General features: G+C 49.4%; 21 protein-coding genes. 12 read left to right on the top strand and 9 right to left on the bottom strand.

Annotated features, from left to right (window positions below; all coding sequences use genetic code 11):
* Positions 1 to 23: 23 nt before the first annotated feature.
* Positions 24 to 2,645, top strand: a complete 2,622-nt coding sequence (locus ACJJH9_RS15210; protein WP_444923270.1) for a TonB-dependent receptor plug domain-containing protein — start codon at positions 24 to 26, stop codon at positions 2,643 to 2,645.
* A gap of 152 nt (positions 2,646 to 2,797) precedes the next feature.
* On the opposite strand, the gene ACJJH9_RS15205 is transcribed toward ACJJH9_RS15210, so the two are convergent.
* The 4 genes from ACJJH9_RS15205 to can form a co-directional block, all read right to left on the bottom strand.
* Entirely contained in the window at positions 2,798 to 3,529 is a 732-nt protein-coding gene (locus tag ACJJH9_RS15205) for a glycerophosphodiester phosphodiesterase (protein ID WP_444923269.1), read from the bottom strand.
* 179 nt (positions 3,530 to 3,708) lie between these two features.
* A complete protein-coding gene (locus tag ACJJH9_RS15200) occupies positions 3,709 to 4,221 on the bottom strand; it encodes a flavin reductase family protein (RefSeq protein WP_252083106.1) in 513 nt (170 codons plus the stop codon).
* Positions 4,222 to 4,326: 105 nt separating this feature from the next.
* On the bottom strand, positions 4,327 to 5,985 hold the full coding sequence (locus ACJJH9_RS15195; RefSeq protein WP_444923268.1) for an FAD-dependent oxidoreductase: 1,659 nt from the start codon (positions 5,983 to 5,985) through the stop codon (positions 4,327 to 4,329).
* An 85-nt stretch (positions 5,986 to 6,070) separates the two neighbouring features.
* Complete coding sequence (gene can / locus ACJJH9_RS15190) at positions 6,071 to 6,727, bottom strand: carbonate dehydratase (RefSeq protein ID WP_252083105.1); 657 nt, start codon at positions 6,725 to 6,727, stop codon at positions 6,071 to 6,073.
* A gap of 136 nt (positions 6,728 to 6,863) precedes the next feature.
* On the opposite strand from can, the gene ACJJH9_RS15185 reads away from it, so the two are divergent.
* Both ACJJH9_RS15185 and ACJJH9_RS15180 read left to right on the top strand, forming a co-directional pair.
* Entirely contained in the window at positions 6,864 to 7,085 is a 222-nt protein-coding gene (locus ACJJH9_RS15185) for a hypothetical protein (RefSeq protein ID WP_444887040.1), read from the top strand.
* A 163-nt stretch (positions 7,086 to 7,248) separates the two neighbouring features.
* Positions 7,249 to 7,758 (top strand): GNAT family N-acetyltransferase, encoded by a 510-nt coding sequence (locus ACJJH9_RS15180; RefSeq protein WP_444923267.1) that lies wholly within the window; start codon positions 7,249 to 7,251, stop codon positions 7,756 to 7,758.
* Positions 7,759 to 7,809: 51 nt separating this feature from the next.
* Here ACJJH9_RS15180 and ACJJH9_RS15175 read toward each other — a convergent pair whose 3' ends face one another.
* Complete coding sequence (locus ACJJH9_RS15175; RefSeq protein ID WP_444887038.1) at positions 7,810 to 9,030, bottom strand: MFS transporter; 1,221 nt, start codon at positions 9,028 to 9,030, stop codon at positions 7,810 to 7,812.
* A 177-nt stretch (positions 9,031 to 9,207) separates the two neighbouring features.
* Here ACJJH9_RS15175 and ACJJH9_RS15170 point away from each other — a divergent pair, with 177 nt between their 5' ends.
* The 4 genes from ACJJH9_RS15170 to ACJJH9_RS15155 are packed head-to-tail and all read left to right on the top strand — an operon-like array spanning position 9,208 to position 15,215.
* Positions 9,208 to 11,073 (top strand): IucA/IucC family protein, encoded by a 1,866-nt coding sequence (locus ACJJH9_RS15170; protein WP_444923266.1) that lies wholly within the window; start codon positions 9,208 to 9,210, stop codon positions 11,071 to 11,073.
* Positions 11,074 to 11,107: 34 nt separating this feature from the next.
* Positions 11,108 to 12,088, top strand: a complete 981-nt coding sequence (locus ACJJH9_RS15165; protein ID WP_444923265.1) for a GNAT family N-acetyltransferase — start codon at positions 11,108 to 11,110, stop codon at positions 12,086 to 12,088.
* Positions 12,085 to 13,899 carry an IucA/IucC family protein gene (locus ACJJH9_RS15160; RefSeq protein ID WP_444923264.1) on the top strand — a complete coding sequence of 605 codons (1,815 nt, stop codon included), beginning with the start codon at positions 12,085 to 12,087 and terminating at the stop codon, positions 13,897 to 13,899. Before ACJJH9_RS15165 ends, ACJJH9_RS15160 begins: the two co-directional genes overlap by 4 nt.
* A 2-nt stretch (positions 13,900 to 13,901) precedes the next feature.
* Complete coding sequence (locus ACJJH9_RS15155) at positions 13,902 to 15,215, top strand: lysine N(6)-hydroxylase/L-ornithine N(5)-oxygenase family protein (RefSeq protein ID WP_444903011.1); 1,314 nt, start codon at positions 13,902 to 13,904, stop codon at positions 15,213 to 15,215.
* A 104-nt stretch (positions 15,216 to 15,319) separates the two neighbouring features.
* On the opposite strand, the gene ACJJH9_RS15150 is transcribed toward ACJJH9_RS15155, so the two are convergent.
* Positions 15,320 to 16,258, bottom strand: coding sequence for a hypothetical protein (locus ACJJH9_RS15150; RefSeq protein ID WP_444883959.1), 939 nt, complete (start codon positions 16,256 to 16,258; stop codon positions 15,320 to 15,322).
* A gap of 621 nt (positions 16,259 to 16,879) precedes the next feature.
* Here ACJJH9_RS15150 and ACJJH9_RS15145 point away from each other — a divergent pair.
* From ACJJH9_RS15145 to ACJJH9_RS15125, 5 genes are all read left to right on the top strand, one after another.
* Positions 16,880 to 17,605, top strand: a complete 726-nt coding sequence (locus tag ACJJH9_RS15145; protein WP_444889566.1) for a hypothetical protein — start codon at positions 16,880 to 16,882, stop codon at positions 17,603 to 17,605.
* 309 nt (positions 17,606 to 17,914) lie between these two features.
* On the top strand, positions 17,915 to 19,030 hold the full coding sequence (locus ACJJH9_RS15140; protein WP_444923262.1) for a phospholipase A: 1,116 nt from the start codon (positions 17,915 to 17,917) through the stop codon (positions 19,028 to 19,030).
* A 33-nt stretch (positions 19,031 to 19,063) separates the two neighbouring features.
* Positions 19,064 to 19,468 carry an NUDIX hydrolase gene (locus tag ACJJH9_RS15135; RefSeq protein ID WP_252083094.1) on the top strand — a complete coding sequence of 135 codons (405 nt, stop codon included), beginning with the start codon at positions 19,064 to 19,066 and terminating at the stop codon, positions 19,466 to 19,468.
* Positions 19,469 to 19,695: 227 nt separating this feature from the next.
* Entirely contained in the window at positions 19,696 to 21,759 is a 2,064-nt protein-coding gene (locus tag ACJJH9_RS15130; protein WP_444923260.1) for an aminotransferase class I/II-fold pyridoxal phosphate-dependent enzyme, read from the top strand.
* Between the two features lie 32 nt (positions 21,760 to 21,791).
* Positions 21,792 to 22,532, top strand: a complete 741-nt coding sequence (locus ACJJH9_RS15125) for an SDR family NAD(P)-dependent oxidoreductase (protein ID WP_252083092.1) — start codon at positions 21,792 to 21,794, stop codon at positions 22,530 to 22,532.
* 4 nt (positions 22,533 to 22,536) lie between these two features.
* Here ACJJH9_RS15125 and ACJJH9_RS15120 read toward each other — a convergent pair whose 3' ends face one another.
* The 3 genes from ACJJH9_RS15120 to phnX all read right to left on the bottom strand — a co-directional run bounded on the left by ACJJH9_RS15120 (position 22,537) and on the right by phnX (position 26,088).
* Entirely contained in the window at positions 22,537 to 24,297 is a 1,761-nt protein-coding gene (locus ACJJH9_RS15120; RefSeq protein WP_444923259.1) for a hemopexin repeat-containing protein, read from the bottom strand.
* Positions 24,298 to 24,497: 200 nt separating this feature from the next.
* Positions 24,498 to 25,199 (bottom strand): UTRA domain-containing protein, encoded by a 702-nt coding sequence (locus ACJJH9_RS15115; protein ID WP_444923258.1) that lies wholly within the window; start codon positions 25,197 to 25,199, stop codon positions 24,498 to 24,500.
* A gap of 79 nt (positions 25,200 to 25,278) precedes the next feature.
* Complete coding sequence (phnX, locus tag ACJJH9_RS15110) at positions 25,279 to 26,088, bottom strand: phosphonoacetaldehyde hydrolase (protein ID WP_444923257.1); 810 nt, start codon at positions 26,086 to 26,088, stop codon at positions 25,279 to 25,281.
* Positions 26,089 to 26,097 lie beyond the last annotated feature (9 nt).

The raw sequence follows: 26,097 nt of genomic DNA, 5'->3' as shown, positions 1-26,097 counted from the left end.
AATGAGAAGAGAGGACGGGAAATATGCAAATCCATTTGCTAAAACCTTTATCGTTGGCAATCGCCATCGCGCTGACTGCTCCAGGTGCTTTTGCGCAGGATCGGAATGAAAAATCTTCGACAGCCGATGATCGTACTATGGAAGAGGTGATTACTACCGGTACCCGTAAGGAAGGTGTTTCCCCAACAGAAACTCTTTCACCGGTTGACGTAGTTGGCGGAGAGGAGTTGGCAGATCAAGCAGGCTTTGACCTCACCGAGTCTCTGGCAAAAATAGCCCCCTCGTTTAATACCCAGCGCTTTCCCATCGCCGATGGTACGGCATTTATTCGCCCGGTAACCCTGCGTAATTTGTCCCCGGACCAAACACTGGTACTGGTCAATGGCACTCGTCGGCATCGTTCTGCCCTGGTGAATTTACAGCTGGCCCCTTTGGGTACGGTAAATCAGGGAGCTCAGGCGGTGGACTTTTCCACGTTGCCTTCACTGGCTATCGAAAGAGTCGAGGTGCTGCGTGATGGTGCTTCGGCCCAGTATGGCTCCGATGCTATTGCCGGCGTGGTTAATATCATCTTAAAGGATGATGCTGAAGGTTTTGCTTTTTCTGCCCAGGCCGGCGAATATTTTGAGGGAGATGGAAGTCGTAATTCTTTTGCCGCTAATGCTGGTTTCAACCTTTTTGATCAGGGGTTTGTTAATGCCACTGTAGAATATTCCAAGGCGGATAAAACTTGGCGGGGGGGGGCTCGCCCAGATGCGGAATTTGTGGGTTCTGTAGTTGGTGAAAACCTAGTTCCCCTTGATGGGCTCGGCCAACGTTGGGGTGACCCGGATGTGGAGGCACTGAAATTTTTCGTCAACAGCGGCCTTGAAATTAATGACAATATCGAATTGTACGGAAATTTTGGATACTCGAATAATGAAACAATTTCTGACTTCTTTTATCGTGGTCCAGTATTAGACCCTGAACATGAGTTTAAAGCTCGTGGTACTTTACAAGTTGATATGCCCAATGACCCTGCAGATCCGGGAAGTATCGACTATTTGCCAGATCCAGCCCCTCAGTCACTGATTGATTATATCGTCGCTCAAGGCTTAAATCCGTCCGATTACCTGGTAGCGGATGACTCCAGCCCCAGTGGCTATGTATTGCGCAATCCGATTTATACTCAATTCCCGGGTGGTTACAATCCGCAATTTGGTGCGGAAATTCAGGATATCTCCGCTGTAATAGGTGCTCGTGGAGAATTTCAAAATGGTTTGACCTGGGATTTGCGTGCTCGTGTTGCAGAGAATGAGGTGGAATATGTATTGAAAAACTCTATTAATCCCAGCCTCGGGGTTTTGTCACCCACTAGTTTCAAACCGGGCACCCTCACCCAGGAAGAGTCCAGTCTAAATGCAGATTTTGTGAAACCTATTGATGTTGCTGCCTTTGCCTCCCCACTGAATGTTGCTTTTGGGGCTGAATGGCGTGAGGAAACCTATTCAATTGGAGCTGGTGATACTGCATCTACTGAGGTTGGCCCAACGGCGGTGTATTTTGGTGTAGGCTCAGATGGTTTTCAGGGGTTCTCCAAAGACTCAGACGGTAGTTTCAGTATTGAGAGTATTGCCGCTTATATCGACCTCGAAGCGGATGTTACTGATGCATTAACCCTTGGCGTGGCGTTGCGCTTAGAAGAATATGATGAGTTTGGTTCCACCTCCGACTGGAAGCTTTCAGCTCGTTACGATGTCAATGAGAATCTTGCACTGCGCGGGACAGTGAATACGGGCTTCCGTGCGCCAACACCAGGGCAAGTGAATACCCTTAATGTCACTACCACTGCAGATTCCAGTGGTAACCTGATTCCGAGTGGTACCTATCCGGTGGACCATCCGGTAGCAATGGCCTTGGGGGCAAAAGAGTTGACGCCAGAGGAGTCGACCAGCTTTACCTTAGGGGCAGTGTTTACGCCGTTTAGCAATACCAGCGTCACTCTTGATTACTACAACATTGACATCGAAGACCGCCTTGCATTGCGTAACAATAAAATCGGCGCAGAAGAAATCGAGCTGCTACAGAATGCAGGGGTAGAGGATGCTGCCTTATTGAAAGACAGCAATGCCAACTATTTTGTCAATGCATACGATTCAGAAGTTTCAGGTATCGACTTGGCCATTACCAGTGATTTTGAAGTGGCAGGTAATTTACTGGTTGTGGATTTACGTCACAACCACAATAAGCAAGAAGTGAGTAAAGTAGAAACTAATACGATTAATGCCTCCAGAGTCTTCGACCTGGAAAATCAGGTGCCCAGTGATCGCACAACTCTGACTTTTGATTTTGATACAGGTGATTTGTTTAGCGGCTACTTAAGATTCAATCGCTACAGTGATTGGGAGTCTACTGGTGGTTTGTTTGGTCCTGGTGATGCTACGGATACCTACAGTTATGGTAGTGAAATTTTGGTGGACTTGGAGGCGACCTTTACTCTCTATGAAAATTATAAATTATCCATAGGTGGTGAAAATATTTTTGATGTGCAGCCCGATGATGAACAAGACGGTACTCTGCAATATTTAGGCGTTCGCCATGCTCTGACATCACCGTTTGGTTTTAACGGCGGCTTTTGGTATCTCCGTGCGAGTGCAGAGTTTTAGTGGATTGGGTTTTTTGATTGGGGACTGGTATCAAGCCTTCATTAATTGATAGCCGTTGCCAATCAAAATTTACTCTGAAGTACTTATTGTAAGCAATAAAAAATCCGGTATTTGCCGGGTTTTTTTGTTCATGGGCCAATCTCTATGAAGACTCAGATCGATTTTCCACCCGTAAGAACCTGCATATTGAAGTTCAGTACTATCTTTGGTTGATCAGTAAAAACACCGTCCACACCTTGTGAGGCTAGGAGTATCAGGTCGTCAGGGCTATTAACCGTGAAGACATAGTTTTTTACGCCTCTCTGTTTTGCATCGGCAATCAAATCAGCACTGATAAAATCCAAGTTGGTATGTAGGGAATATGCCTTCAAAGGCACTGTGGTCGCGGCTAAGTCGAGGGGAATACCACTGAATAAAACTCCGCGGCGCACATTGGGTATCAGTTGTAAGCACTCGTGGAGTTGTCGGTGATCAAAAGAGGAAACAATATATTGATCAAAGCTTGCGCCCTTGTCGCTGACAAATGTTTGTATTTCTTTGGCTACTAGCGCAGCTGAATTTGGACCCTTGATCTCTATATTGAGTTGGGCGTTACTACCGATTAACTCCAGTACTTCACGCAGGGTTGGAATGTTATTACCGCAGGGTAGGAGGCGTTGGCGCAGGGCATCTGGATGTAGATCAGTTATCAGCTCGTTGCCGGAAAGTAGTCTACCCAGGCGCCTATCGTGTGTTACCAAGAGTTGCCCACCAATATTCCAGACATCGATTTCAATACCATCAACGTCTAACGCCAATGCTTGGCTGATGGCCTGTAAAGTGTTTTCACTGGCCTGGCGTTGGTACCCCCGGTGGGCAAAACAGAAAAGTGTGCTTGGGCTCATTGTTGCTTAACTCCCCCCGATAATTTTTAAAAGCTTATTATTAAATGATGAGGCAAGGGTGATTTAAGTCTATCGGTTGTTAACCTATGCAGACAGGCAAATACCTTTATAGGTTTGGAATATTTAAAAGGGGGCAGAGTGCCCCCTTAAAAGTCTTGATGGTGGAGACTTTGGATTTTTTATTCTCCAGACAAGGCGCGATAGCGTCCGCGGTGGAATATTAGGGGTTCGCCGCCGAAAGCACTGAACTCCAAAACTTCCCCCAGCAGGATGGTGTGATCCCCACCTTCAATACACTGGACACGGCGACAGTGGAAATAGGCGGCGCACTCTTCCAGTCGAGGTATTCCATCTGGGCCCTCGCTCCACTGAATCTGCCCAAACTTATCGGCCCCGCGACCGGCAAACAGGTTGGAAACGTGTTGCTGATCTGCGCGCAGTACGTGTACTGCAAAGTGTTCGCGGCTGGTGAAGGCCTCGTAGCCCAGTGATTGTTTGTCGATACTCCATAGAACCAGTGCGGGGTCCAGAGATACTGAATTAAAGCTGTTGGCGGTCATCCCCGCAGGCTGTCCCTCAGAGTCCTGCGTGGTAATAACGGTGACCCCAGTAGCGAACTGGCCCAGAGTATCGCGCAGCAGGCGGCTTTGTTGAGGGGAGGGGGTGATAATGGAGCTTCTTTCTGTCGACATACGATGGTTGCTTGTACAAAAACTGTGCTAGCCAGCCATTTTACGGCAAAAGCGTACTGATTGCGCGTCTTGCCTCGCAAGCTAGTAAAAGAAGCTCGAATATCGTTATTCGAATGACTTATTGTCCATAAGCGGCATGCACTCACTTATCAGTCGCTCCCTTTCTGTAATTGCGGCGCCAGTCAGTGCGAAACCGAGCAGTTCTCCCCTACTGTTGCGAAACTCGGCACAGACGCCTTTTGTGTCTTGAGATACTTGCCAGCTGCCCTCGGCGCCTGGATGGGGAGGGCAGAGGGTTGTGGGGCGCAGGGTTGTTTTAACCGCAACCGGGATAACGCCGTAGTGTACGGGACAGGGATTGCCGCTAAGGGTTTGAGCCAGGGCGCGGGCACAAGTCATTAGGGGAGCGACGTAAAACAGCTGGTGCCCCTCTACCTCCGCACAGTCGCCAATGGCAAATATATGCGGATTGCTACTCTGTAATTTCCGGTCTACGGCAATTCCCCGCTGAATTTTCAGCCCCGCAGTTTCAGCCAGGGCAGTATTGGCTTCAAGACCCAGTGCCGCCAGGGCGATATCTGCCACTAGCGTCTCACCGTTATCCAGCAGGGCTTCAATGCCTTTAGGATTCTGATTCAGGGAACGAATGGATTTTCCCAGATAAAAACGAACGCCACTGTTACTTAGGACTTCCTGGAGATCGCGACCGGCAGCTTCTGGCAAGAGAGAGGCGAGCGGCCACTCCTTAGGATCTACCACAGCCACTTCATATCCGGCTTGCACCAAATCATTGGCAAACTCACAACCAATCAGACCTGCACCGATCAGGAGGACCCGCTGGCAGCCAACGAGCGCGGTGCGAAAGCGGTGGTAGTCTGTCAGGTTGTTAATTCTAAATAGCCTTGCGTGGGCATTGCCCGCGATAGCCGGCAATTTGCGGCAGTGGGCACCAGTCGCCAATATCAACCTGTCGTAAGGAATATCTGTTACGTGGTTATCAACATCCTGCTGCAACTGTAATGTTTTGCTGTGGGGGGAAATTGAAGTAACACGGGTATGTACGAGAATCTGTGCGTCCAATTTACGCGCCATTTCTTCGGCACTGGTTTGGCATAACTGCTGGGCTGTTTTTCCATGGGAAAGGGAGGCTGATAGAAGGGGTTTAGAGTAAAAGGCCCCGTCATCACTGGAAATCAGAACCAGGGGGGTTACAGAATCGAGCTTGCGAAACTCCAAGGCTAGGTGATAGCCGGCCAGGCCTGTGCCGACAATCACTAGTGGGGCTTGATTCTCGTTGGAGACTTCACCGCCACTTAGCTCAGTGTCATTTTCTATAGGTTTTGATGCCGGAGTCACCAGCACCATGTCGAAGTCTTCCTTACCCACTCCGCATTGCGGGCAGCTCCAGTCCTCGGGGATATCCTCCCAGCGGGTGCCGGGAGCAATGCCTTCCTCTGGACACCCCCTGGCTTCGTCGTAGACCCATCCGCACACCATGCACTCCCAGAGGCGAAAAGTAGCTGTGCCCTGATGAGTTGGTAATGGGGAGTCAAGCGCGGTATCAAGTGGAGAAGGGGGGGGTTCTTTTTTATCCAACTCACACATTGCAAAGTCTTGCTTGTGTGCTCCGCACTGGGGACAGCACCAGTCTTCGGGGATATCTTCCCAACGGGTACCAGGGGCTATCCCATCCTCAGGCCAGCCCTTGGCTTCATCGTAGATCCAGCCGCAGATTTGACATTCCCACTGGCGATAGTCTGGCATGGTGCCCCCGTGCTAGCTAGACAGTAGCCGGCTGTAGGGCAACCGGCTTTAGGGCAAATATAAGGGAGATCGTCGGAGGGTGCTGCTAATCGTGTTTGCCTTGGGAAATATTTGTCAGTGCATTTTGATAGACGTCTGCAATCTCTCCTGGGTGGCGAATGGAAATCCCCAAATCGTGTACGAGCCCGTCTTTTAGCCCGTAGACCCAACCGTTAATGGAGAGTGACTGACCTGAGCGCCATGCGTCGCGTACTATTGTCGTTTGGCAAATATGGATTACTTGCTCCAAGACATTGAGCTCGCACAGTAGGTCTGTACGCTGTTGTTCCTGGAATAAGTCAACCAGAGTGTGGTGCTTGTCGCGAACATCTTGGATATGGCGCAGCCAGTTATCAATTAGACCAAGCTGTTCGTTGTGTAGTGCCGCCTGTACGCCACCACAGCCGTAATGCCCACACACGATAATATGCTTGACCTTCAAAATCTCTACCGCGTACTGCAAAACGGATAAGCAGTTGAGGTCAGAATGCACCACCACATTGGCGACATTGCGGTGTACGAACAGCTCACCGGGCAAAAGCCCGACAATTTCATTCGCGGGCACACGGCTGTCTGCGCAGCCAATCCAAAGGTATTCCGGTGATTGCTGCTTTGAAAGCTTTAAGAAAAAGTCCGGGTTGTCCTTGTGGGTGGCCTCGGACCAGTTCTGATTATTTTTTAATAGATGATCTAGCGGGTGCAATGGGTTTGTATCCTGATATGACTAATTGGACATAATGTTGGGAGGATAGCGGCTTTATTCCTGCGGGCCAAGAGGGTATGGGCTAACCTGAAAGATGACTATGTTTTAGCATTGGGTCTCAATTTAAGGAGAAATGATGGCGAGAAGGAATCACTCCGGTCCCGGTAGGCGACAGCGCACATCCTTGCGCTCTGGATTTGCTGATCGGCACCGTTTGCGTATGCGCCAGCTACAGGCGCGGCGGACTCGGCTGCGTGGATACACCTCTTATTCTGATGAAGAGGAAGGAGCTATTGAACCAATGAATGGTGGAGAGGACCCCTTTAGTCGAGAACTGGAAAGAGAGCCCTTGGCTTGAGTTTTGCTGTTTCCGATAAATTAACCAGGAAATGAAAAGAGCGCTTAAAAGCGGTGTGGATCTTATTTGACAGTAATAATCGTCAAATTAACAAAAATTTGTTTACATACTCGCTTTTCAATACTTTTGCATTTCCCAGGTGGAAAAAGTCGGAGGAATAATAATGGCCTTGGTTACCCCGGAGACTTCCAGCGCATTGCGTGTAGTTTTGGCAAATTATACGGACAGCCATCAGGCTGAGGATATTATCCATTTAATGGATGAATACTCCCGCCATCCTTTTGGTGGAGGGGGGCCATTGCCAGAGCCTTGTCGCAATGAGCTGGTATCTAAATTGGCAAATTTTCCCGGTGCTTTCAGCGTGCTCGCCTATAGCGATAATGAGGCCTTGGGTTTGGTTAATTGTTTCACCGGCTTTTCCACATTTTCCTGTATGCCGCTGATAAATATTCACGATGTTATCGTCAGTGAGCGCGCCCGGGGGCAGGGCGTTTGCGCTGCCATGATGGACTTTGTGGCGTTAGAGGCAAAAAAGAGAGGGGGCTGTAAGCTGACTATGGAAGTACTGGAAAAAAACTTTGCCGCGAAGAATGCCTATCGCAAGTCGGGGTTCAAGCCTTATACGCTGGATGAAGAGTTTGGGCAGGCCGAATTCTGGCAGCGGTATCTCTGAATCTTTAGGGGTGGCACAGGCCACCCTTTTTCAAATTAAGCAATAACTTTGTTACCTGGCAGTGTACTGGGTCTGTCCCACTTTCTTTTTCTTGCTGATTATGCTGCTGAGTAGTGCAAAAAGCGCGATAAGTGAGACGCTGACCAGTAATCCCATTAAAGGTTGCTGCGGATCCCTTTCATAAAGCCAGCCACCGATGGCAAAACCGATAGTGTAACCGCCGGTGTGCATCAGTGATAGAAATCCAAATAGCCGGCCTCCGCGTCGATTCGCTTGGCTCAAAAGTGCGCTGTAGCCCGGTACCAAAAAGGCAATCCCCACCACAAAGATCAGCAGGCCGGCAGCTGCGAGCAGGCTACCTAGGGTACTGGAGAGCAAGATGGTGCCTGTGCATAGGGAGCTTACGCCCAACATAAAACTCATTTGCGGCGCCTTGAGTTTGCGCACCAGACCAATCTGAACCAGGAACCCACAAATCGCCACTGCAGCCAACAATACGGCAGTAGCTGATGAGGCGCCCATGGCGCTGAGACCGTAGAGATCTTTAAGAGCAGGTCCCATGACAACCTGCAGCTGACCAACACTAACGGTACCGAGCAGAGCGGTGGCAAAAAGGGCTAGAGCACCAGGAGGGAGGGAGGAATTTTCAGAGGATTCTGTTTCTGCAATATGGCTCTTTCCCTTCGGCAGACCGGCGGTTAAAACGAGGGTGATGAATGGTAGCAATATCAGCCACGCCAGAGGCCAAAGAGCGCCAGCGAGGAGAGCCGGCAAGGCAAGTAGTGGCCCGAGTCCTCGTCCCAGATTAGCCGCCGCACTCAAGCCTGAAAGAATTGATAAACGCTTTTCCGGCTCCCCCAGGTCAATAGCCCAAGCCTGGCAACAGGGGTAGATGGCCGCAGCGTTCAACCCATAAATGACACGACTGATTGCCAGAGCTATTAGGGCATTACTTTCCTCCAGGTACCCCTGGGACATGGCCACCAACAGGGCCACAAAGAGGCACTGGGCCAGCAGTGCTCCAGTCAGCCCTGCGAGTAGTACTGGCTTGCGGCCAACCCTGTCTCCCATTTCACCCCAGAGTGGTCCGGCAATCATCAGGCAAAAAGTACCTAGGGCCACTAACCCCCCGATGCTGGCCAGACTCAGCCCACAGCGCTCAACGATGAGTGGAATTTGAGTCAGTAGAACAACCTGGGCAGCTCCCTGGCTGGCCACCACCATATTGATTTTACGCAGGTGATGTTTGGGGTGATTCAGGGATCTCCGCATCCGGGACTCCACAACAAATTCATAAAAAATCACAGAAAAACGCGACCCTTTCCTGTGCAAGAGTTCACAGCCAGATAATTTCTCTGGCAATGGGCTTGAAGTGCGAGAAATTTACCTGCATCATAAGGCTAATGCAAACCATTCTCACTTAGATTTAGCCGATAAAGAATCACCACCATGAATAATCCTCAATCCGATGCAGCCAGCACTGGCGGCGTCGACGGCGATGCTTTTGCTCAAAATCCAGTTATGACCGCCGGGGATACGGAGGTCAATATGGCTGCGGAAAGAATGTCAGCCAACTGCTTCTTCAATGCGCTACTGCGAGAGACAGATAGCGGTATTTGGCACGAACGAGCTGGCGAGCAACTTCCACAAGGGATCAGTGTACCGGCGGTGCATATTCCTCTACCGGCCAGTGGTGCCGAACTCTGGCTGAGTGTCTCCTATCGCAGTGAGTGTGGCAGGCACCAGTTTACCCTGCCGATGATATTGCGTAACGCAGAGGGTGCCAGCAAAACTATTGGGTTTGCCGATGCGGCGCAGCAGGTTGCACAGGAGCCTGCTTTTTTCCCTGGCGCCACAGCAGAATCCAGAGCGAAATTTACTCGCAGGGTCTCGGCCAGCGTGAAAAATATGGCTCAGGCACTGGATGCTCGTCACGCAGATACAGAGAAACTATTTACTCAGCCCCTCACTTTTGTCGAGTCGGAACAGGCACTTTTATGCGGACACTCTATCCATCCGACTCCTAAAAGTCGCGATCCATTTACCGATAAGGATGCCGAATGTTACGCCCCGGAATTTGGCAATAGTTTTGCCCTGATGTGGCTGGGGGTGGACCCACAATATTTGCTTGGAGCCAGTGGAGCGGAAATTAGCGAGGCGCAGTTTGCCGATCTGGTGCGTGCAACGGATGGTGCTCCGGTGGCACCGGAAGGATTTATTGCTATCCCGGCACATCCCTGGCAGTGGCGTCAGCTAGGGCAAGACCCACGTGTGGCCGAATTACTTGAGAGTGGAAAAATTCTTGAGTTGGGTGAGGGCAGGGAACCGTGGCGGGCAACCTCTTCACTGCGCGCAATTTACAGCGCTCAAAGCCCTTATATGCTCAAGTTTTCTCTCAGCCTGAGGCTGACTAATTCGGTGCGTACTCTGCAACCAAAAGAAATGGTGCGTGGTCTCGAAGTCTTAAAAGTAAGAGATACGCCTCTGGGGCAGGAGTTTGCCAGCCGCTACCCGCGCTTCCAGGTGTTGGCGGAACCGGCTTACCTGATGCTTGCCGATAGAAGAGGTGAGCAGATTATAGAAAGCCTGGTTATGTTTCGGGAAAATCCTTTCTTGGAAACAGCCGCAAAAAATACCTGCCTGTTGGCAACATTGACTCAGGATCATCCTAATGGTGCTTCCTGCCGGGCTGCGCAATTGGTACAGCGCCTCGCTGGAGAGGAAAGTATTTCCATTGAGGCTGCTAGCAAACGCTGGTTTAAGGCTTTTCTCGATGCAGTTATTGAGCCCTTGCTAATTGCCCAAGCCGATTTCGGAATTTTATTTGGCGCCCATCAACAAAATCTGATTTTGAGCTTCGAGGGTGCTCTGCCTGTGGCTGGTTTTTTCAGAGATTGTCAAGGCAGTGGTTATAGCCGTCTGGGCGAGGAATTACTCAAACCTTATCTGCCTGATCTGGCCCAGGACAGTGAGAATGTCATTGACGAAGAAATGGCCAACCGCCTTTTTGTTTATTACCTGATCGTTAATAGCTGTTTTGGTTTGATCTGTGCGCTTTCCGCTGCAGGTTTAATTTCCGAGCAGGAGTTGTTGCGCCAGCTGCGCGAGCGCCTGCAATTGCTGTACGAAGGCCAGCGACGTGACTTTAGCTGTTTGGCGTATTTGCTCAATGCCGATGAAATTTGGGCTAAGGGCAATTTTCAATGTGCGGTGATTGGTATGAATGAAACCACCACCGAAGACCCGCTTTCCATCTATCACACTATGGCGAACCCCCTGCGAACGGTAGTAGAAGCTGAAGTTGCCGAAGCTTGATCACCGTGACGATAAAAATTGAAAGGAAAGAATTATGACCAGCTCAACAGCTGCGCTTGAAATATCTTTAGGGGAACACGGTCAGCTTCCCGATGGGCGCTCTTGGCAAGTTGCTGTGGGAGGATATCGTTGCCAGTTAAATGGCGATAACTATTTTCAAATTGAATATGTTCCCGGACAGGAAATAGCAATTTTCATCCTGTCGTCTGGTGAAAATTCGTTAGAAGCGTTAGATCTCTGGTTCGACTGGCTTTTTGCGCTGAATCCAGCATTGCAAAATATGGATATTGTCGATTCGGATACTGTGGTAAGCCGAGTTTCCCGCAGCAATTTTTATCAACGTACAGAGCTCTGGTATCGAGGTAACAATGCCGGTGAGTTTCCCTTGCAATGGGTAGAAAATACGCAGGGAGTTCGCCACCCTCTCCGTGCGGAACCACCTAAAGGGGAAGTTTATCGCCGTCATTTCCACGCGCTGGGAATAGATTTCAGTTTACGTCACCTGGATCCAGAGAAAGATCTGGAGCGCTTTACCAACTGGATGAACCAGGAGCGTGTCGCAAAATTTTGGGAAGAAGAAGGTGATAAAGAAAAGCAGAGACAGTTTATTGACTCTGTTATTCAAGATCCCCATAAGCATCCATTGATCGCCTGTATTGATGGTGAGCCCTTTGCCTATTTTGAAATTTATTGGGCGCTTGAAGATCGTATCGCACCTTACTATGACTGCCAGCCATTTGATCGTGGTGCACATATGTTGGTTGGCGACCAACGCTTCCTGGGAGGCCGTTTTGCTCAGGCTTGGTTTAATGGTGTTACCCATTTTATGTTTCTGGATGACGCTCGCACAGAAACTTTGGTTGGAGAGCCGCGCGCAGATAATCGCGCATTGCTTAAATACATCAACGGCACTTTTGGCTGGAAAAAAGTTAAAGAATTTGATTTCCCCCACAAAAGAGCTGCTTTGATTATGTGCAAGCGAGACGAATTCTTTCAGAGTATGGGGGGAATATGAGCGACGATAAATATTGGAAGCAGGCGAATATTAACCTGCTGGTGAAATCGCTGGCTGAGCTTTGTTATGAACAGGCTCTGACGGCAAAGTTAGAAACGGGTGCCCGTTACTTTGTGGAACTTGCTTCTGGTGTTATCTATCGTTTCCAAGCTCAGTTAACTGTGTGGGATTGGTTATTAATTGATGCGCAAAGTATTGAGCGGGAAGGTGATGGGCAAGTAATACCTGCGGATGACGCAGCACAGTTTTTTATTGATGCTGCTCTGGATCTTGAAGCCTCCCCCAGTACTTTGGGCAATTTATTACACGAACTGGCTAATACCCTGGTTGCGGATGTTACTTTGCTGCAAAAGCGTGAATCGCTCACAGCGCATACCCTAGCCACACTAACTGATGAAAAATTGCAGTGCCTACTGGATGGTCATCCTAAGGCTATGGTGAATAAAGGCCGTATCGGTTGGGGCGCACAAGAGTTTAACGCCTTTGGTACAGAGGCCGCTCAGGGGGTCAGGCTGTTATGGCTTGCTGTTTGCCGGGATCTCGCTGTGAGTGGCAATAGTGATCTGTGGGATTGGCCTCAGCTATTGGCAGAAAGCCTGAGTGAATCACAGTTACAGCAGCTGGACGATAAATGTCGTGAGAAAGGGGTTAACTGGCAAGAGTTTTTGCCCTTGCCGGTGCATCCATGGCAATGGCAGCATCATATTAGTCAGCATTATGCACAACAGATTTTTAGTGGTGACTTGGTTTTACTCGGTGAGTTTGGCGATGAATATTTGCCGCAGGTTTCACTACGTACCTTGTCCAACTTGAAGCGCCCGCAGGCTCTCCATGTGAAGTTGCCATTAACGGTATTGAATACTTCCTGCTACCGTGGAATTCCAGGCAAGTTTATGCGCTGCGGACCGGCGTTATCTGAATGGATGCAGTTACTCTGTGAGCGTGATGAGCAATTACAATCGCGGGGCACCGGTGTTCTTCAAGAAGTAGCTGGTCTGCATGTACCGCACTTACATCAAGAGTCGATAAAGGGCGCGCCCTATCGTTACCGTGAATTACTGGGAGCTACCTGGAGGCAGAGCCCGGCAAGCTTGTGTGCTGAGGGCGAGCGTCATCTTTTAATGGCCGCGTTATTACAGAAAGATAGCAGCGGTAAGTCTGTAATTTCTGCTCTGATTGAAGCCTCCGGCCTTTCAGTAGAAGCCTGGCTTGAGCAGCTATTCGACGCTACGGTGGTGCCTCTTTATCACCTGCTTAGCCGTTATGGCATAGGTTTGGTAGCTCACTCGCAAAACCTAACGCTGGTATTACGCGACAACAAAGTTGTTCGTGTTCTTCTGAAGGATTTCCAGGGAGATCTACGTCTCGCTCAGGGTGATTTTCCTGATCGTGCGGACCTACCGGAATCGGCGGCACAAGTTCTCGATCAATTGCCTGCTAATTACATTATTCACGACCTGTTTACCGGTCACTTTGTCACAGTGCTGCGCTATCTGTCCGCCCAATTAATGACAGAGATTGGCCTAGAGGAAAGGAAATTCTACGGAGTTTTAGCCAAGGTCCTACGCCGATATCAAGAATCCGCACAGCGAGATAATGGCGGTATGGCGGAGCGTTTCCAGCAGTTTAATTTGTTCCGTCCCCATATCGAGCGCGTTTGTATTAATCGCGTGCGCCTGCGTCAAGGTTACGATGACAGCGCTGAACGCCCGGTCCCCATTGTCGGTGGAGACCTGACTAATCCCCTTTGGCTCGCAGAGCAAGAGTCACAGCAACACCAACCAGCAACCGCTTCCGCTTTAGAGGCATAATCATGAGCAATTTCCTAGATCTCGCCGGTATCGGAGCCGGTCCTTTTAATTTGGCTGTGGCCGCTCTAATGCGGGACACATCTTTGAGCCATCGCTTTTTTGATGCTAAAGCGGAATTCTCTTGGCATCCTGGTTTAATGTTGCCGGGGGCTATGATGCAGACTTCTTACCTGAAAGACCTGGTAACGCCGGTTGATCCAACCAATCCCTGTAGCTTTCTGGCGTACCTGGTAGAAAATAAACGTTTCTATGACTTTCTGCACGCAGAACAGCGTACCGTAACCCGTCGCGAGTTTGCCGATTACCTGGCGTGGGCTGCCCGTCGCTTGGATTCTATCCAAATGAGCAGCCGTGTACAGAGCGTGGTAGATAATGGGGAGTTTTTTGAGCTGGACGTGCACGGCCCCAATGGTCGCGAACAGGTACTCACCAAAAACTTGTGTGTTGCAGCGGGTAAAAAACCAAATATTCCAGAGTGCAGCCGCCCATTCCTGTCTGATAATTGCTTCCACGCGTTGGAAATTGCCCTGCGTAATCCGGATGTAAGTGGTAAGCGCGTCGCCGTGGTCGGTGGCGGCCAGACTGGTGCGGAAGTGGTTATTAATCTTTTGAGTAAACACTGGGGCCGCCCACAGCAGGTAACCTGGGTATCCCGCCGCAGCAATTATTTGCCATTGGATGAGACCCCCTTCACCAATGATTGGTTTACCCCAGAGTATGTCGACGTGTTCCGTCAGTTGAGCCCTCAGCGTCGTGAGGAAGTGGTTGCAGAGCAGAAGCTGGCTTCTGATGGTATATCTCCTGATACCCTCAAGGAACTTTACCAGTTGTTCTACCGTCTTGTGCACCTGGAAAAGGATGCTGAACGAGTAGCATTATTGCCCAATCGCGAACTGGTGGAGATGTCTCACCGCGGTGACTATCAACTGCAGCTGGAAAATCACTTGCTAGGTGAGGCAGATGGTACCGAGTGGGTTAATGCGGATATCGTTATTCTATGCACTGGCCTGTGTGAGGCTCTACCTCCTTGTCTGGCGCCTTTACAAGAGCGCATTGCACGCGATGCAGAGGGTCGCTTGCTGTTGGATGATGCTTTTGCGGCAAGACTCAGCGGCGATGAGAGTGGTCGACGTTTGTATTTCCTTGGTACTGGTCGCACCAGTCATGGCATTGCGGAGCCACAGCTGAGCTTATCGGCCTGGCGTGCGGCACAAGTAGTGAATGATTTACACGGTAATGCGCTCTATGACAATCAGCAAACCGGCAATTTTATGAAATGGATTACCCCGCAAGCTCAGCAGGCAGCTGTTGCTTAAATAGAGGGAAAAATCATGATCGACCTCCAGGTGTCCACCAATAAGGTCGATCATGGATATGTAAGTTTTTGCAATCCTATCTATAGCCGAAATGGCTGCCAGCCTTACTTGGTTACGTCAACAAAAATACCCATGTGGTCAGTGACAGCTGCAGCCATATTGACACCGTCAATATTGACTGCAGTACTCTGTGATAAGTAGTCCACATTTACGATATTGATAGTCGCAGTATTGTAAACCGCTACATCATATTTTTTACTGGCAGTACTATTGGTGCCAGAAAAACTGCGTTGATGGGAATCTGAGGGTGTTACCTCACTTGCGGGGTGTGCGTCGTGAAAGATCATGTTTGTTGCCCGGCTTATTACTGAAGGGGTAAAACTGTTGCTGCCTTGGTTGGTATCTCCCATCACGAGGTCAATTGCACCGTGGCCCTGCTGCAACAGGTATTTATTAATATTCTGATAAAACAATGTTGCCTGTCCTTCACTCTTGGCAATGCTATTGGGGACATGCACAAATACAGCATTGACATTGCCTGTTTTCACCGCGATCCAGCCCATACCTGACCCCAGGACTTGGTGCTGGGTAGTTTTTGCGGCATGGACACTAAAACTGTTGCAGGCCTTGCCTGTGGAGCTTGATCCTACCAGCGCTCCGGCATGTTGCTGCATGGAGCTCCATTCGCTATTAGCCCCATCCATTTCACCATATACCAATAGATCGCAAGTTTTTCTTAGCGAGCGATAGAGATGTTGGTGAGTCTGTCGCGCCTTGCCCTCAACCATAGTGAGAAATTGGCTGTTGCTGTGTTGGCCCTTGGCCATATAACCCACAGGTGCCTGGGAGACCAGCTGGGCGGGGCCGTAAAGCGGAGTGTGGGGGTCCAGTCCTTTGGCGGTTGGCATTACCAAAAGCCAGGGACTTTGATTGGCGGCTTGGTGGTTATGGGTAACACGAGTGAAATGCTGGCTGTTGGAAGCACCAATATCATGATTGGTACTGGCGTTTGAATTTATGGATTGATAGGCAAAGGTTGGCATGTCGGTTACTCATTTTTATTGAATCTTCCAATGAATCACGAGGTTTAATACCTTTTGTTAATAATAAAAGCCAGATCTTTTTTGCGATTGTGGTCTTTTAGAGCAGGTGCTTGTTGCTGCATTTTGGCGTCAATTTTATTTTCCTGGCTGTGTTTTTGTAGGGTGATTAAAAGTTTTTATTTGCCCGAATTAATTTTCAGTTTATGTAAGGTGAATTGGTTTTAAATTCCGTGCTGGAGCAATGAATAATTTGCCTTAAAAATAAATGACTTGCGAATTTTTCGATCTGGATTTCATTTTTATTAAGCATTGTGTCTAACCGATAGGTATTATCAAAGATTAACGAGTCGGATTTGTCAGTCGCTGTTTCTTTATTTTTCTTAATAACTAGTCTATGACAGCATGGAATAGTGCTAGTAAATGCTTGCGTTACTTGTTTTGATAGCGATGAGATATATCCATTTTTCTCCTCTTATTTCCGCTCAGAAATCCCCGTACAAGCGCATAAATATATAGTTAATTTTCGCGCCAAAGCCCGGGTGCTCAAGCCACCTTGTGCAATACTTTTTGGGTACTGAACCATCGGTCTGGTGCATGCAGTGAGCAGGGAGGAAATCTGTAATGCGTTTGAACTCAACCCTTGCACAAGGGCGTTATCATTACAGCTGTGACGGGCGTGAGATGCCTGTTCAAGATAGCTGGCAGTTGGGCTTTGATGCCTTTGGACGCCGCTCTCTGGTCAGCCAGAGACTGGTGGGTGATCGAGGCTTCGGCATAGAGGTCTTTGCGCTGCTAAATAATGGCTTGGTGAGTGAATGCCAAGTGAATTGGCGCGATGAGGTTGATGAGGTCAGTGCGCATTATCATTTGTGTTTCCCTGAAGGTCAGCCTCCCAGATTAGGAGATGAAATAGAGGCTAACTGGAGTGGCCCTAACGGCCCTCAAGAGTTGCGTTTGGGGGGAGAAAACCGTCTGCTATTCCCTCTAATGCGCGTTTTTATGGGGCCGCTATTGAAAACACTGGTAAAACACCAAGCGGGTTTGGAAGTGGTTTCTCCAGATATTGTCGACCCCTCCCAGCGAGGAAAACTATTGGCTCCCAGAGTAAGCCATCGCACGGCGCGAATTATGGCGGGTGATCAGGCTAGTCAGCGCTCTCAAGATCTGGGCCCAGATATCAGCGGTTATATTTATCAGGGGGATGAGGCTGAGCGGGATGCGCACTGTTATGTGGATAACCGCAGCCTGCTAGTCGGTTATGATTGGCCTTCCAGTACCGGGCGTTTGTGGCAGGTTCGCCTCAGAGACCTGGAGTGGTCTCCCAGTCTCACCAGTCTCCTTTTTTAATTATTATCTTGATATTGTGTTCACCGGACTTATACCCTGTGAACACAATTGGGTCTATCAATCTAGTGAATAATGATGATTATTTGACGCATCATTCACTCTGCCAGAGGCTTATAGCCTTTCCAGCCTGGTAAGAATTTCCTCAAAATATCTTTTCTCCCACATTTTGAACTTTTTGTGTCTGATGCACATCGTAGTCAACCGCCGGTAACAGGACTTTGAGAGAGTGCCGGAGGAATTTATACCGCGGGATTTTTTCAGTACCACAGTGTAAGATTTCGTCACTTATGTGCTAATGGGGGAGCCATTTTGCCTTTATCCAAAACCAATTCGCGCTGGGGTATGCCGCTGGCGGTCATCTTATTTGTGACTTCACAGTTACCGCTTAATGTCGCTTTGGCAAGTATTGATGGTGAGACCGAAATAGAGCTTAAGGAGTTAAACACAACCCCGGAGCAACAACAGGAGCAGTGCTTGCACGAGCAGCTGCTGATTTCCTCCGCGGATACCACACTGAGGGATATTCGCCTGCTCTGTGCCGATCGGGTGAGAGCCCAGCTAGGTCTGGAGGAGGATTTCTTCGAAGTCGACCCTGTGGTGGAGGAGTACTCTGAGGAATTGCCTACGGATGAGGTCTTACTTGGTGGCCGGGCCCAGGCCATTCGCGATGCCGCCAGCAACCCCTTTACACTTGCCTCCCACAAGACCAACTACATATTGCCATTTACCTATAACCCAACTCCTGAGAAGGGTGGGCTCTCGGATTACGAAGGCGAAGGGAAAGACCTTGATAATATCGAGGTGCAATTCCAGTTATCAGTACAAGTACCGGTATGGCGGGGTTTTCTTGGCAGCGCTTCATTTATGAGCGTGGCTTACACCAACCGGAGTTTTTGGCAAGCCTATAACTCTGATAACTCGGCACCATTTCGTGAGACCAACCACGAGCCAGAGCTGATTCTCACCTGGCTCAATAACTGGAGCCTGTTTGGCTGGCAGAATGTCGCTAACCAGATCGCTTTCAACCACCAGTCCAATGGACGCAGCGAACCTTTCTCCCGCAGTTGGAATCGGGTATATGCCAACTTTATTTTTGAGCGGGATAATTTCTCGATTGGTATAAAGCCCTGGTATCGCCTCAAGGAGGATCGTGAGGATGATGACAATCCGGATATAGAGCATTATTTAGGACATTTTGAGCTGGGTGGCCGCTACCGCGATGGCGATCACACCATAGCCGTTATGGTGCGCAATAACCTGCGCTCGGAAAATCACGGTGCGTTTGAACTGACCTGGGGTTTTCCCCTGGGTGACCGGGTGGATGGCTACATTCGCTACTTTAATGGTTACGGAGAAAGCCTGATCGACTACGATGAGTCAGTGCAGACTCTTGGCTTCGGCTTCACCCTGGCACAGGGGTTCTAACTCCTATTGGGCAAAAATCCAGGGATGGAATCGATGGGATTTGAAGATAGCTACCGGCTCAGTGCGCATGCGGTGATTACCAATGATTCTGGTGAGGTCCTGCAGCTGCTGGCGACCTATGCCAACCGTAGTTGGGGGTTACCCGGTGGTGCACTCGATCCCGGAGAGACCATTCACGAGGCCCTGCGGCGGGAGTGTCATGAAGAGTTAGGGCGTGAAGTGCGTATCGAATACTTGAGCGGCGTCTATTACCATAAGATCTACAACTCTCATGCATTCATATTCCGCGCCCATTTTACCGACAGAAGACATATCACCCTCTCTAGTGAGCACTCAGAGGTAGCTTATTTTCCCCTTGAGCGACTCTCCGAAGTGCAACGGCAGAGGGTCAGGGACTGCCTCGAATTCGACGGCGTTGTTCGCAGCGCAAAGTTCTAACTTTACCCCCTTCTTTGGCAATAGATCTGGTCGGTCAGCACGCTTTTGGCGATTTTCGCCAAAAGCACTGACATCGCGGAATTCCCCGGTCCGCTCCATTAGTATTTGCCTCCTGGTTTTTTACCCAAGAACTCCAGATTCTCCGCTTTTGCCGGGGGACTAAATAAAAGTTAATAAAATCAAACAGTTGAATAATTAAGGCAGCGGCCCTCAGCAAGTTGCGGGCTATGCTGGTGGATAAGAATATGGGTTTGGAAATGAAGATGCCTGAACTGGGCAACCTGAAGCACAGCGTACAGAAGCTGGAATGCCATGTCGCGCTAGTGAGCGCAGACAGCAAATTAGCGGGAGACTGGGTTAGCGCCCTCAATAGCACCGCGACTCTGCATGAAAACCCCTTTGGCCTGGTGTTTGAGGCGGTGTTACCGGCAGATGTGGAACAACTGGCACTGGAGGAGTCTCGTCTTCAGGCGATTATCGTAGATGGTGGCACCGATACTCAGGGGTTGGAAGCTGCCGATCTGCTTGCTGACCAGATACATGCACTTCGTTCTCAACTCAATATTTTTTTGGTGGCACAAAGTGATGTCGCCGGTGGTACTCCTCTTGCCGGTAAGAGTGGGGTCAAGTCACTGACCAACCTGCGTCGCCGCTTTGACGAGCTGTTTGATCGCGGAGAGGGCAATTTCAACCATATGTTCCGCCTGGTACAGGCGTTTATTGCCCGCCGTGCCTCCACGCCTTTTGCCGATACCCTGAAAGAATATGTATTCTCCGCACGTGACGCTTGGCATACCCCTGGTCACTCCGGTGGCGACAGCCTGCGCAACAGCCCCTGGGTAGGGGACTTTTACCGTTTTATGGGCGAGCATGTATTCAATACGGATTTGTCTGTTTCCGTACAGATACTCGACAGCCTGCTGGAACCGCACTCGGTAATTCAGGAAGCACAGGATCTTGCCGCCCAGGCGTTTGGTTCACGTCATACCTTTTTCCTGACCAATGGCACTTCTACTGCTAACAAGGTAGTGATTCAGCAGATACTCGGTGGCGGCGGCAAGATTATCGTCGACCAGGCCTGCCACAAATCGGTTCACCATGCGATAGTGATGAATCGCTGTGAGCCGGTTTATCTGAAGTCGGTACTGCACCCTGAATTCGGCATTTATGGCCCGGTGAAGCGCTCGGATATCGAGGCGGCGCTTGATGAACATAGCGATGCGCGCTTATTGGTTATCACTTCCTGTACCTACGATGGTCTGCGCTACGATTTGAAACCTATTATCGATTACGCCCATGAGCGCGGTGTCAAGGTGCTGGTCGATGAGGCCTGGTTTGCTCACGGTTTCTTCCACCCAGAATTGCGCCCGACCGCGCTCGAGTGTGGCGCGGACTATGTGACCCAGAGTACCCATAAGATGTTGTCGGCTTTCTCCCAGGCCAGCATGATTCATGTACAGGACCCGGACTTCGACGAGTTCCGTTTCCGCGAAAACCTGAACATGCATGCGTCTACCAGCCCGCAATACGCCATGATTGCCAGCCTCGATGTTGCCCGTAAGCAGATGGCGATGGAGGGATATGGGCGTCTCAAGCAGTGTCTGCAGATGGTGGAAACCCTTCGCCGTGCAGTCAATGAAACCGGAGTATTCCGAGCCCTCACCCGCGATGACCTGATTGCTGAACCTCTAGCAGGTGACAATATCGGCCTGGACCCCACCAAGGTAACCATCGATATTTCCCGCAGCGGCTATTCGGGCAATGAGATGCAGATCAAGCTGTTTGATCAATACGGTATTCAAGTGGAAAAGACCACCTACAATACCATCACAGTACTGGTAACTCTGGGCAGTACTGAGAGTAAATTGTTGCGCTTGATTCATGCACTGAAGCAGCTGGCGGGGAATACTCACAAGCGTATTCATGTCGGTACTCCGCGCCGCCTGCCTGAGTTTACCCGCTTCACCTGTCTGCCGGCGGATGCCTACTTTGCCGATACGGAAGAGTTGCCGTTGATGGACAATGGGGTTGACGCTACACAGAATCTTATCGGTCGCACCAGCGCCGATGAGATAGTGCCTTATCCGCCGGGCATCCCTGTTCTGGTACCTGGCCAGGAGATTTCTGAGCAGATAGTGCAGTACTTGCAGCAGTTGTTGCAGGGGCAGAATACTACGGAGATTCACGGTCTGATTTTCCGCTCAGATGAACCTATGCTGCGTGTAGTCAAGGAAGTCGCTGAGAAATCAGAAAACAAAGACAAAAAGTCCGGCGGCAAAAAGGCAAAATAAAGCCACACGAGCTATCCGGCATGGAGGCCGGTATGTTTGATCAACCAAGGATGGTATTACTGGCGGGTGCCTCGGGCGGTTTGGCTCGCGCGATCGGCGCCGAAATTGTTCGGCGCTATCCCGATATTACTTTGGTGACTTTGAGCCGTGGTACAGTAGATCGGGTACCTGGACACGCCGGCGAGCGTCGTCACCTGACAGTCTCTCTCGCGGACGAGCACTCTATCAGGGCTGTCGAGACTTTCCTTTCTGAATTTTCCTCTCCGCCTGACTGGGTAATTAACTGTTGTGGATTGTTGCACGATGAATTCCATGGCCCGGAAAAATCTCTAGCGCAATGTGAGGATGATTGGTTGATACAGTCTATGCGTATCAACCTCCTTACTCATATGCATCTGGCCCAGGCGCTGGATAGAAAATTACAACGCAAGCAGCCGCTGCTATGGGTATCCCTTTCTGCCAAGGTGGGTAGTATCGGCGATAATGAGTTGGGGGGCTGGTATAGCTATCGTATCAGCAAGGCGTCACTCAATATGTTGGTAAAAAACCTGTCTATTGAATGGGGGCGCCGATTGGAAAACAGTTGTGTGGTAGCCATTCATCCGGGCACTACGGATACAGCACTTTCCAAACCCTTCCAGGGTAATCTGGCGCCGGGAAAATTATACAGCCCGGCACTGAGTGCCGGGCGTATTGTGGATGTACTACAACAACTGGCGCCCGCCGATAGTGGTAATCTGTTTTTTTGGGATGGTAGCCGTTTGCCCTGGTAGAGAATCAGGGGGTCATCAAGCCTGGCCAGGTTTCATTATCTGTTGTTCTCGGATACCCACTGTATGCTTGATCAGATGTGATGGAGTAGCGTATATAGCGCTGGTTTTTGAGGAAAAAATATGCACGAAATGCGTTCCATTGGTGGGCTGCGGTAATCTCCGTAGCATAAGGACCGAGTCCTGGCCAATTGCTGTCATTGATAGGTTGGGGGTAGCCGCTGTCAAGTTGGTCTTCTTCCAGGTCATAGCGTAAATAATTCCCGTCTTTGAGAAAGAAATAAACTTTGCTATTAGGCCATTTCAGGACAGCGCGAATTTTTGTCGCGTAGGTAGCCAAACCAGGCCAAGTATTGTTGTCCACCAATTTGGGATAGCCGGAATCGACCCGATCTTCATTGAGGTCATAGCGCAGGTAACGCCCGTCATTTAAGAAGAAATAGCCTTTGTCACTGTTGGCTTTAAATGCAGCAACAATCAGGTGGGCATAGACGCCCAAGCCAGGCCATGTACTGTTATTGGTTATGCGTGGATAACCGCTAGAGGCTTTGTCCAGGGTTTTATTGTAGCGTACATATTGATCGTCACCGCGAAAATAGTAAGCACGTGCAGTGCTCCAGTCCAGGCCAGCAGTAATTTCCAGGGCCGATTTACGCAAAGCAACTGGGGTATCGTTATGTACGAATACATAGTCCAGGACTCCCTGTGCTTCTGTATAGTCGGTCCAGCTTTGTGAGCTAGCGTCGACGACATCAATGAACTGGTCGTTCTGGTGAATCTCCACGGGTCCGCTATCTGTGGAATACCATTTAATTGTCTTATTGTCAGCAGCCATCATTTTACGTATTCCAGGGCTGCCAATCAGTGGGTTACCATCCAGCTTCCAATTCGTTTGCAGCTCAATATCCATAAAACGCAACACCGTTGGTGCAATGGAGGTTTGGGCAGCATGGCCATAAATTCCATTGAAATCTCCATTGTGGATATCTCCAATAAACTCGCTGTGCTCAGCATTTAACGGCAAATTACTGCCAATAAAAATTGTTTTCTCGCTGGTAGTTTGTGCCCCATGCCCGCAGCCGCGAGAATCACGGCCGTGGTCTGTAGTTACAAGCACTAACCATTCTTCACCTTTTGCAATACGTGTATCTACGGCATCTAACAGAGCGCCCAGCTGAGTGTCGCTTGTGCGAATGCTTTCGTTATAGTTTTTGCCAAAACAGGAGCTGTGACCGACACCATCGGGATCATCCAGGTGTAGGAAAAGGAAATCCACATGACCTGAGGCTATTTCCTGCACGCCGCGTGTGGTGACATCCGCATCGGAAAGGCCACTTAAAACCAGGTTAGCCTGTGCCAGGTCGGTAGTAAAAAAGTTGGTATTTATAGGGCTCCAATGGGATATGCTGCCCACCCAAAGGCTATTATCAGCCTCCTTTATCCGTTTGAACAAACTGGGGAATTCTGCATTTGCCAGGCCTGAGTCATTGGACGTGACTTGGTGCTTGTCAACCCAAACTCCTGTAAGGATAGTGGACCAGCCGGGGCCACTTTTAGTGTCCTGTTGACTTTGAGAGCCACTGATACCACCGGTATAAGCCTTGTGTAGAATTAATCGATCATAATTGGGGGTGTCTATATCCTTGAGCTTTTCGTACTGCAGCCCATCAACGCCAATTAGAAGTACCTTTTTATTATTCTGGGCAAAAACGAATTGGTTACTGGAAACAAACGAAATTAACAACAGGCAGGAGATAAGTGTCTTCATATCGAATATCCCGTATTTTCAATGATTTTCTGGTCTAGACCAGTAATGATAGAATAGACGATAGCTATTAAATCCCAATGAAGGGATTTTTACAGCGATACTGCAAAGAAAAGACAGCTATTTAAAAGCTAACAACTAACCAATCTCCCTCATTAAAATTAAAGAGCAAGGAATTTTTTAGGTGCGGTAAAAAATAAGTACTATCTAGTGGCTACTTCCATTTCTATGGCGTGGGGTAGCCAGTATTCAATATTGTAATCAATCAGATATTCAGCAGAATCATAGCGAAGTCTTAAGATTCTCAGGCCTGGAGCACCAGCGTGTATACCCAATGGCTCTGCATATTGCAACTCGAGGTTCGCAACCTGAATATTACAGCGCTCGTGAGTGATATTTAGCATGTAATTATCTTGCAATATTTCGGTAATAGATCCGGATAAATCGAAGTCAGATAATTCAGGAAAACACTCTGATGAGAGATAACTCTCTTCTACCATGACTGGCCTTTGGTCCAGGTAGCGGACTCTTCGGATTTCAAAGTACCTGGTACTTTTAGTGGCGTTAAAGGCGGAATAAATATTGTGTCTTACGGTCAGCTTACGGACCCCAAGTACTTTGGTGGTTGATCTAAAACCCTGTTGTCGGGCCATGGAGTTGAAATTTACCTTTTGTGTCGGGTTCATCACAAATCGATTTGGTGCAACAAACCAGCCTCTGCGATTTTGTCGGTACACCAGTCCCTCACCTTCAAGACGGTTTAAACCATCTCGTAAAGTAATACGTGTGACTTGCAGCTGCTCCGCCAGCTCGCGCTCAGCGGGCAGCTTGTGATTGGCGGCCAGGCGACCATTACCGATCAACAATTGGATATGTGATTTAATTTCTTCGTAACTGGAGGACACAGTATTTCTCTTGGGTTTGACTGAAACTCGGTCTTAAGCCTGGGCTACCAAACTGGTATTCCTGAAGTTTGATAGCCTATCAGGGGCGTTGTCCAAGAGCCAGTCGGCGATTGATATCGACCAGTACGGGTTCAAGCTTCTTGATATCGTCTATCAAATAATGAGCGCCGCAATTCTCAAGTTTTTGATAAGCGCCAATACTGTGATTTCTTTTTTCTTCCTCCGAGAGTACTTGCCAACTTCCCAGGGATAATCCCGAAGCATTTCCTGAAAGTACCACTGCAACTGTCCACATGCCGGCATTGCGCCCCTCATGAATGCCTGCGGCGGTATCATCAATCTTGACACATTGGTTGACAGACGGGATTTCCATTTCAATGACGTTCTTTAATGCAGCTGCGGGTCCTGGTCTTGCGCCCACAGCTTCATCTGCTGCAATAACACAGTCGGGCTCTAGGCCTTGTTGTTGAGCTTTTGCCAGCATGCCTTCAATCATTATGCGACTGTAACCTGTGGTGCTACCAATACGTATATTACGCTCACGCAAGCGGACAAATAGTTTGTCGGCTCCGGGTATTATTTGGCTGTGCCTATCGATTTCCTGAATCTGTATCGGGGCCAGACGGCGATATAGTCCGTCTATATCAGATTCCTGGGATGGGCGTCCATGAACCACTTGCCAGGCAGTTTGAATGGAATTTTGTTGTAGCATCTGGCGAATATGTTCTTTCTTCTCAGTACCCATTGGAATACGGGTTTGCTCTTCACTGACCGTAACTCCAGCCTCAGCAAAAATTTGCATAAACGCTTGTAAAGGGGCGCGGGAGCCAAAATCTACTAAGGTTCCGGCCCAGTCGAGGATAGCAGCTTTAAGTTGCAGTGGTTCCATGGATTATCT

The organism is Microbulbifer mixtoriginis (SeqCode) (assembly GCF_052466715.1).
The sequence above is the reverse complement of the archived record's forward strand: the minus strand, read 5'-3'. Positions and strand labels throughout refer to the sequence as shown.

Bases quoted from the DNA above. Each gene is read 5' to 3' on its own strand.
- ACJJH9_RS15130 (WP_444923260.1), top strand. From the start codon at position 19,696: ATGCTGGTGGATAAGAATATGGGTTTGGAAATGAAGATGCCTGAACTG.
- ACJJH9_RS15125 (WP_252083092.1), top strand. From the start codon at position 21,792: ATGTTTGATCAACCAAGGATGGTATTACTGGCGGGTGCCTCGGGCGGT.
- ACJJH9_RS15150 (WP_444883959.1), bottom strand. From the start codon at position 16,258: ATGCCAACCTTTGCCTATCAATCCATAAATTCAAACGCCAGTACCAAT.
- ACJJH9_RS15160 (WP_444923264.1), top strand. From the start codon at position 12,085: ATGAGCGACGATAAATATTGGAAGCAGGCGAATATTAACCTGCTGGTG.
- ACJJH9_RS15165 (WP_444923265.1), top strand. From the start codon at position 11,108: ATGACCAGCTCAACAGCTGCGCTTGAAATATCTTTAGGGGAACACGGT.
- ACJJH9_RS15195 (WP_444923268.1), bottom strand. From the start codon at position 5,985: ATGCCAGACTATCGCCAGTGGGAATGTCAAATCTGCGGCTGGATCTAC.
- ACJJH9_RS15205 (WP_444923269.1), bottom strand. From the start codon at position 3,529: ATGAGCCCAAGCACACTTTTCTGTTTTGCCCACCGGGGGTACCAACGC.
- phnX (WP_444923257.1), bottom strand. From the start codon at position 26,088: ATGGAACCACTGCAACTTAAAGCTGCTATCCTCGACTGGGCCGGAACC.
- ACJJH9_RS15175 (WP_444887038.1), bottom strand. From the start codon at position 9,030: ATGCGGAGATCCCTGAATCACCCCAAACATCACCTGCGTAAAATCAAT.
- ACJJH9_RS15200 (WP_252083106.1), bottom strand. From the start codon at position 4,221: ATGTCGACAGAAAGAAGCTCCATTATCACCCCCTCCCCTCAACAAAGC.
- ACJJH9_RS15135 (WP_252083094.1), top strand. From the start codon at position 19,064: ATGGGATTTGAAGATAGCTACCGGCTCAGTGCGCATGCGGTGATTACC.
- ACJJH9_RS15145 (WP_444889566.1), top strand. From the start codon at position 16,880: ATGCGTTTGAACTCAACCCTTGCACAAGGGCGTTATCATTACAGCTGT.
- ACJJH9_RS15155 (WP_444903011.1), top strand. From the start codon at position 13,902: ATGAGCAATTTCCTAGATCTCGCCGGTATCGGAGCCGGTCCTTTTAAT.
- ACJJH9_RS15180 (WP_444923267.1), top strand. From the start codon at position 7,249: ATGGCCTTGGTTACCCCGGAGACTTCCAGCGCATTGCGTGTAGTTTTG.
- ACJJH9_RS15185 (WP_444887040.1), top strand. From the start codon at position 6,864: ATGGCGAGAAGGAATCACTCCGGTCCCGGTAGGCGACAGCGCACATCC.
- ACJJH9_RS15170 (WP_444923266.1), top strand. From the start codon at position 9,208: ATGAATAATCCTCAATCCGATGCAGCCAGCACTGGCGGCGTCGACGGC.
- ACJJH9_RS15120 (WP_444923259.1), bottom strand. From the start codon at position 24,297: ATGAAGACACTTATCTCCTGCCTGTTGTTAATTTCGTTTGTTTCCAGT.
- ACJJH9_RS15210 (WP_444923270.1), top strand. From the start codon at position 24: ATGCAAATCCATTTGCTAAAACCTTTATCGTTGGCAATCGCCATCGCG.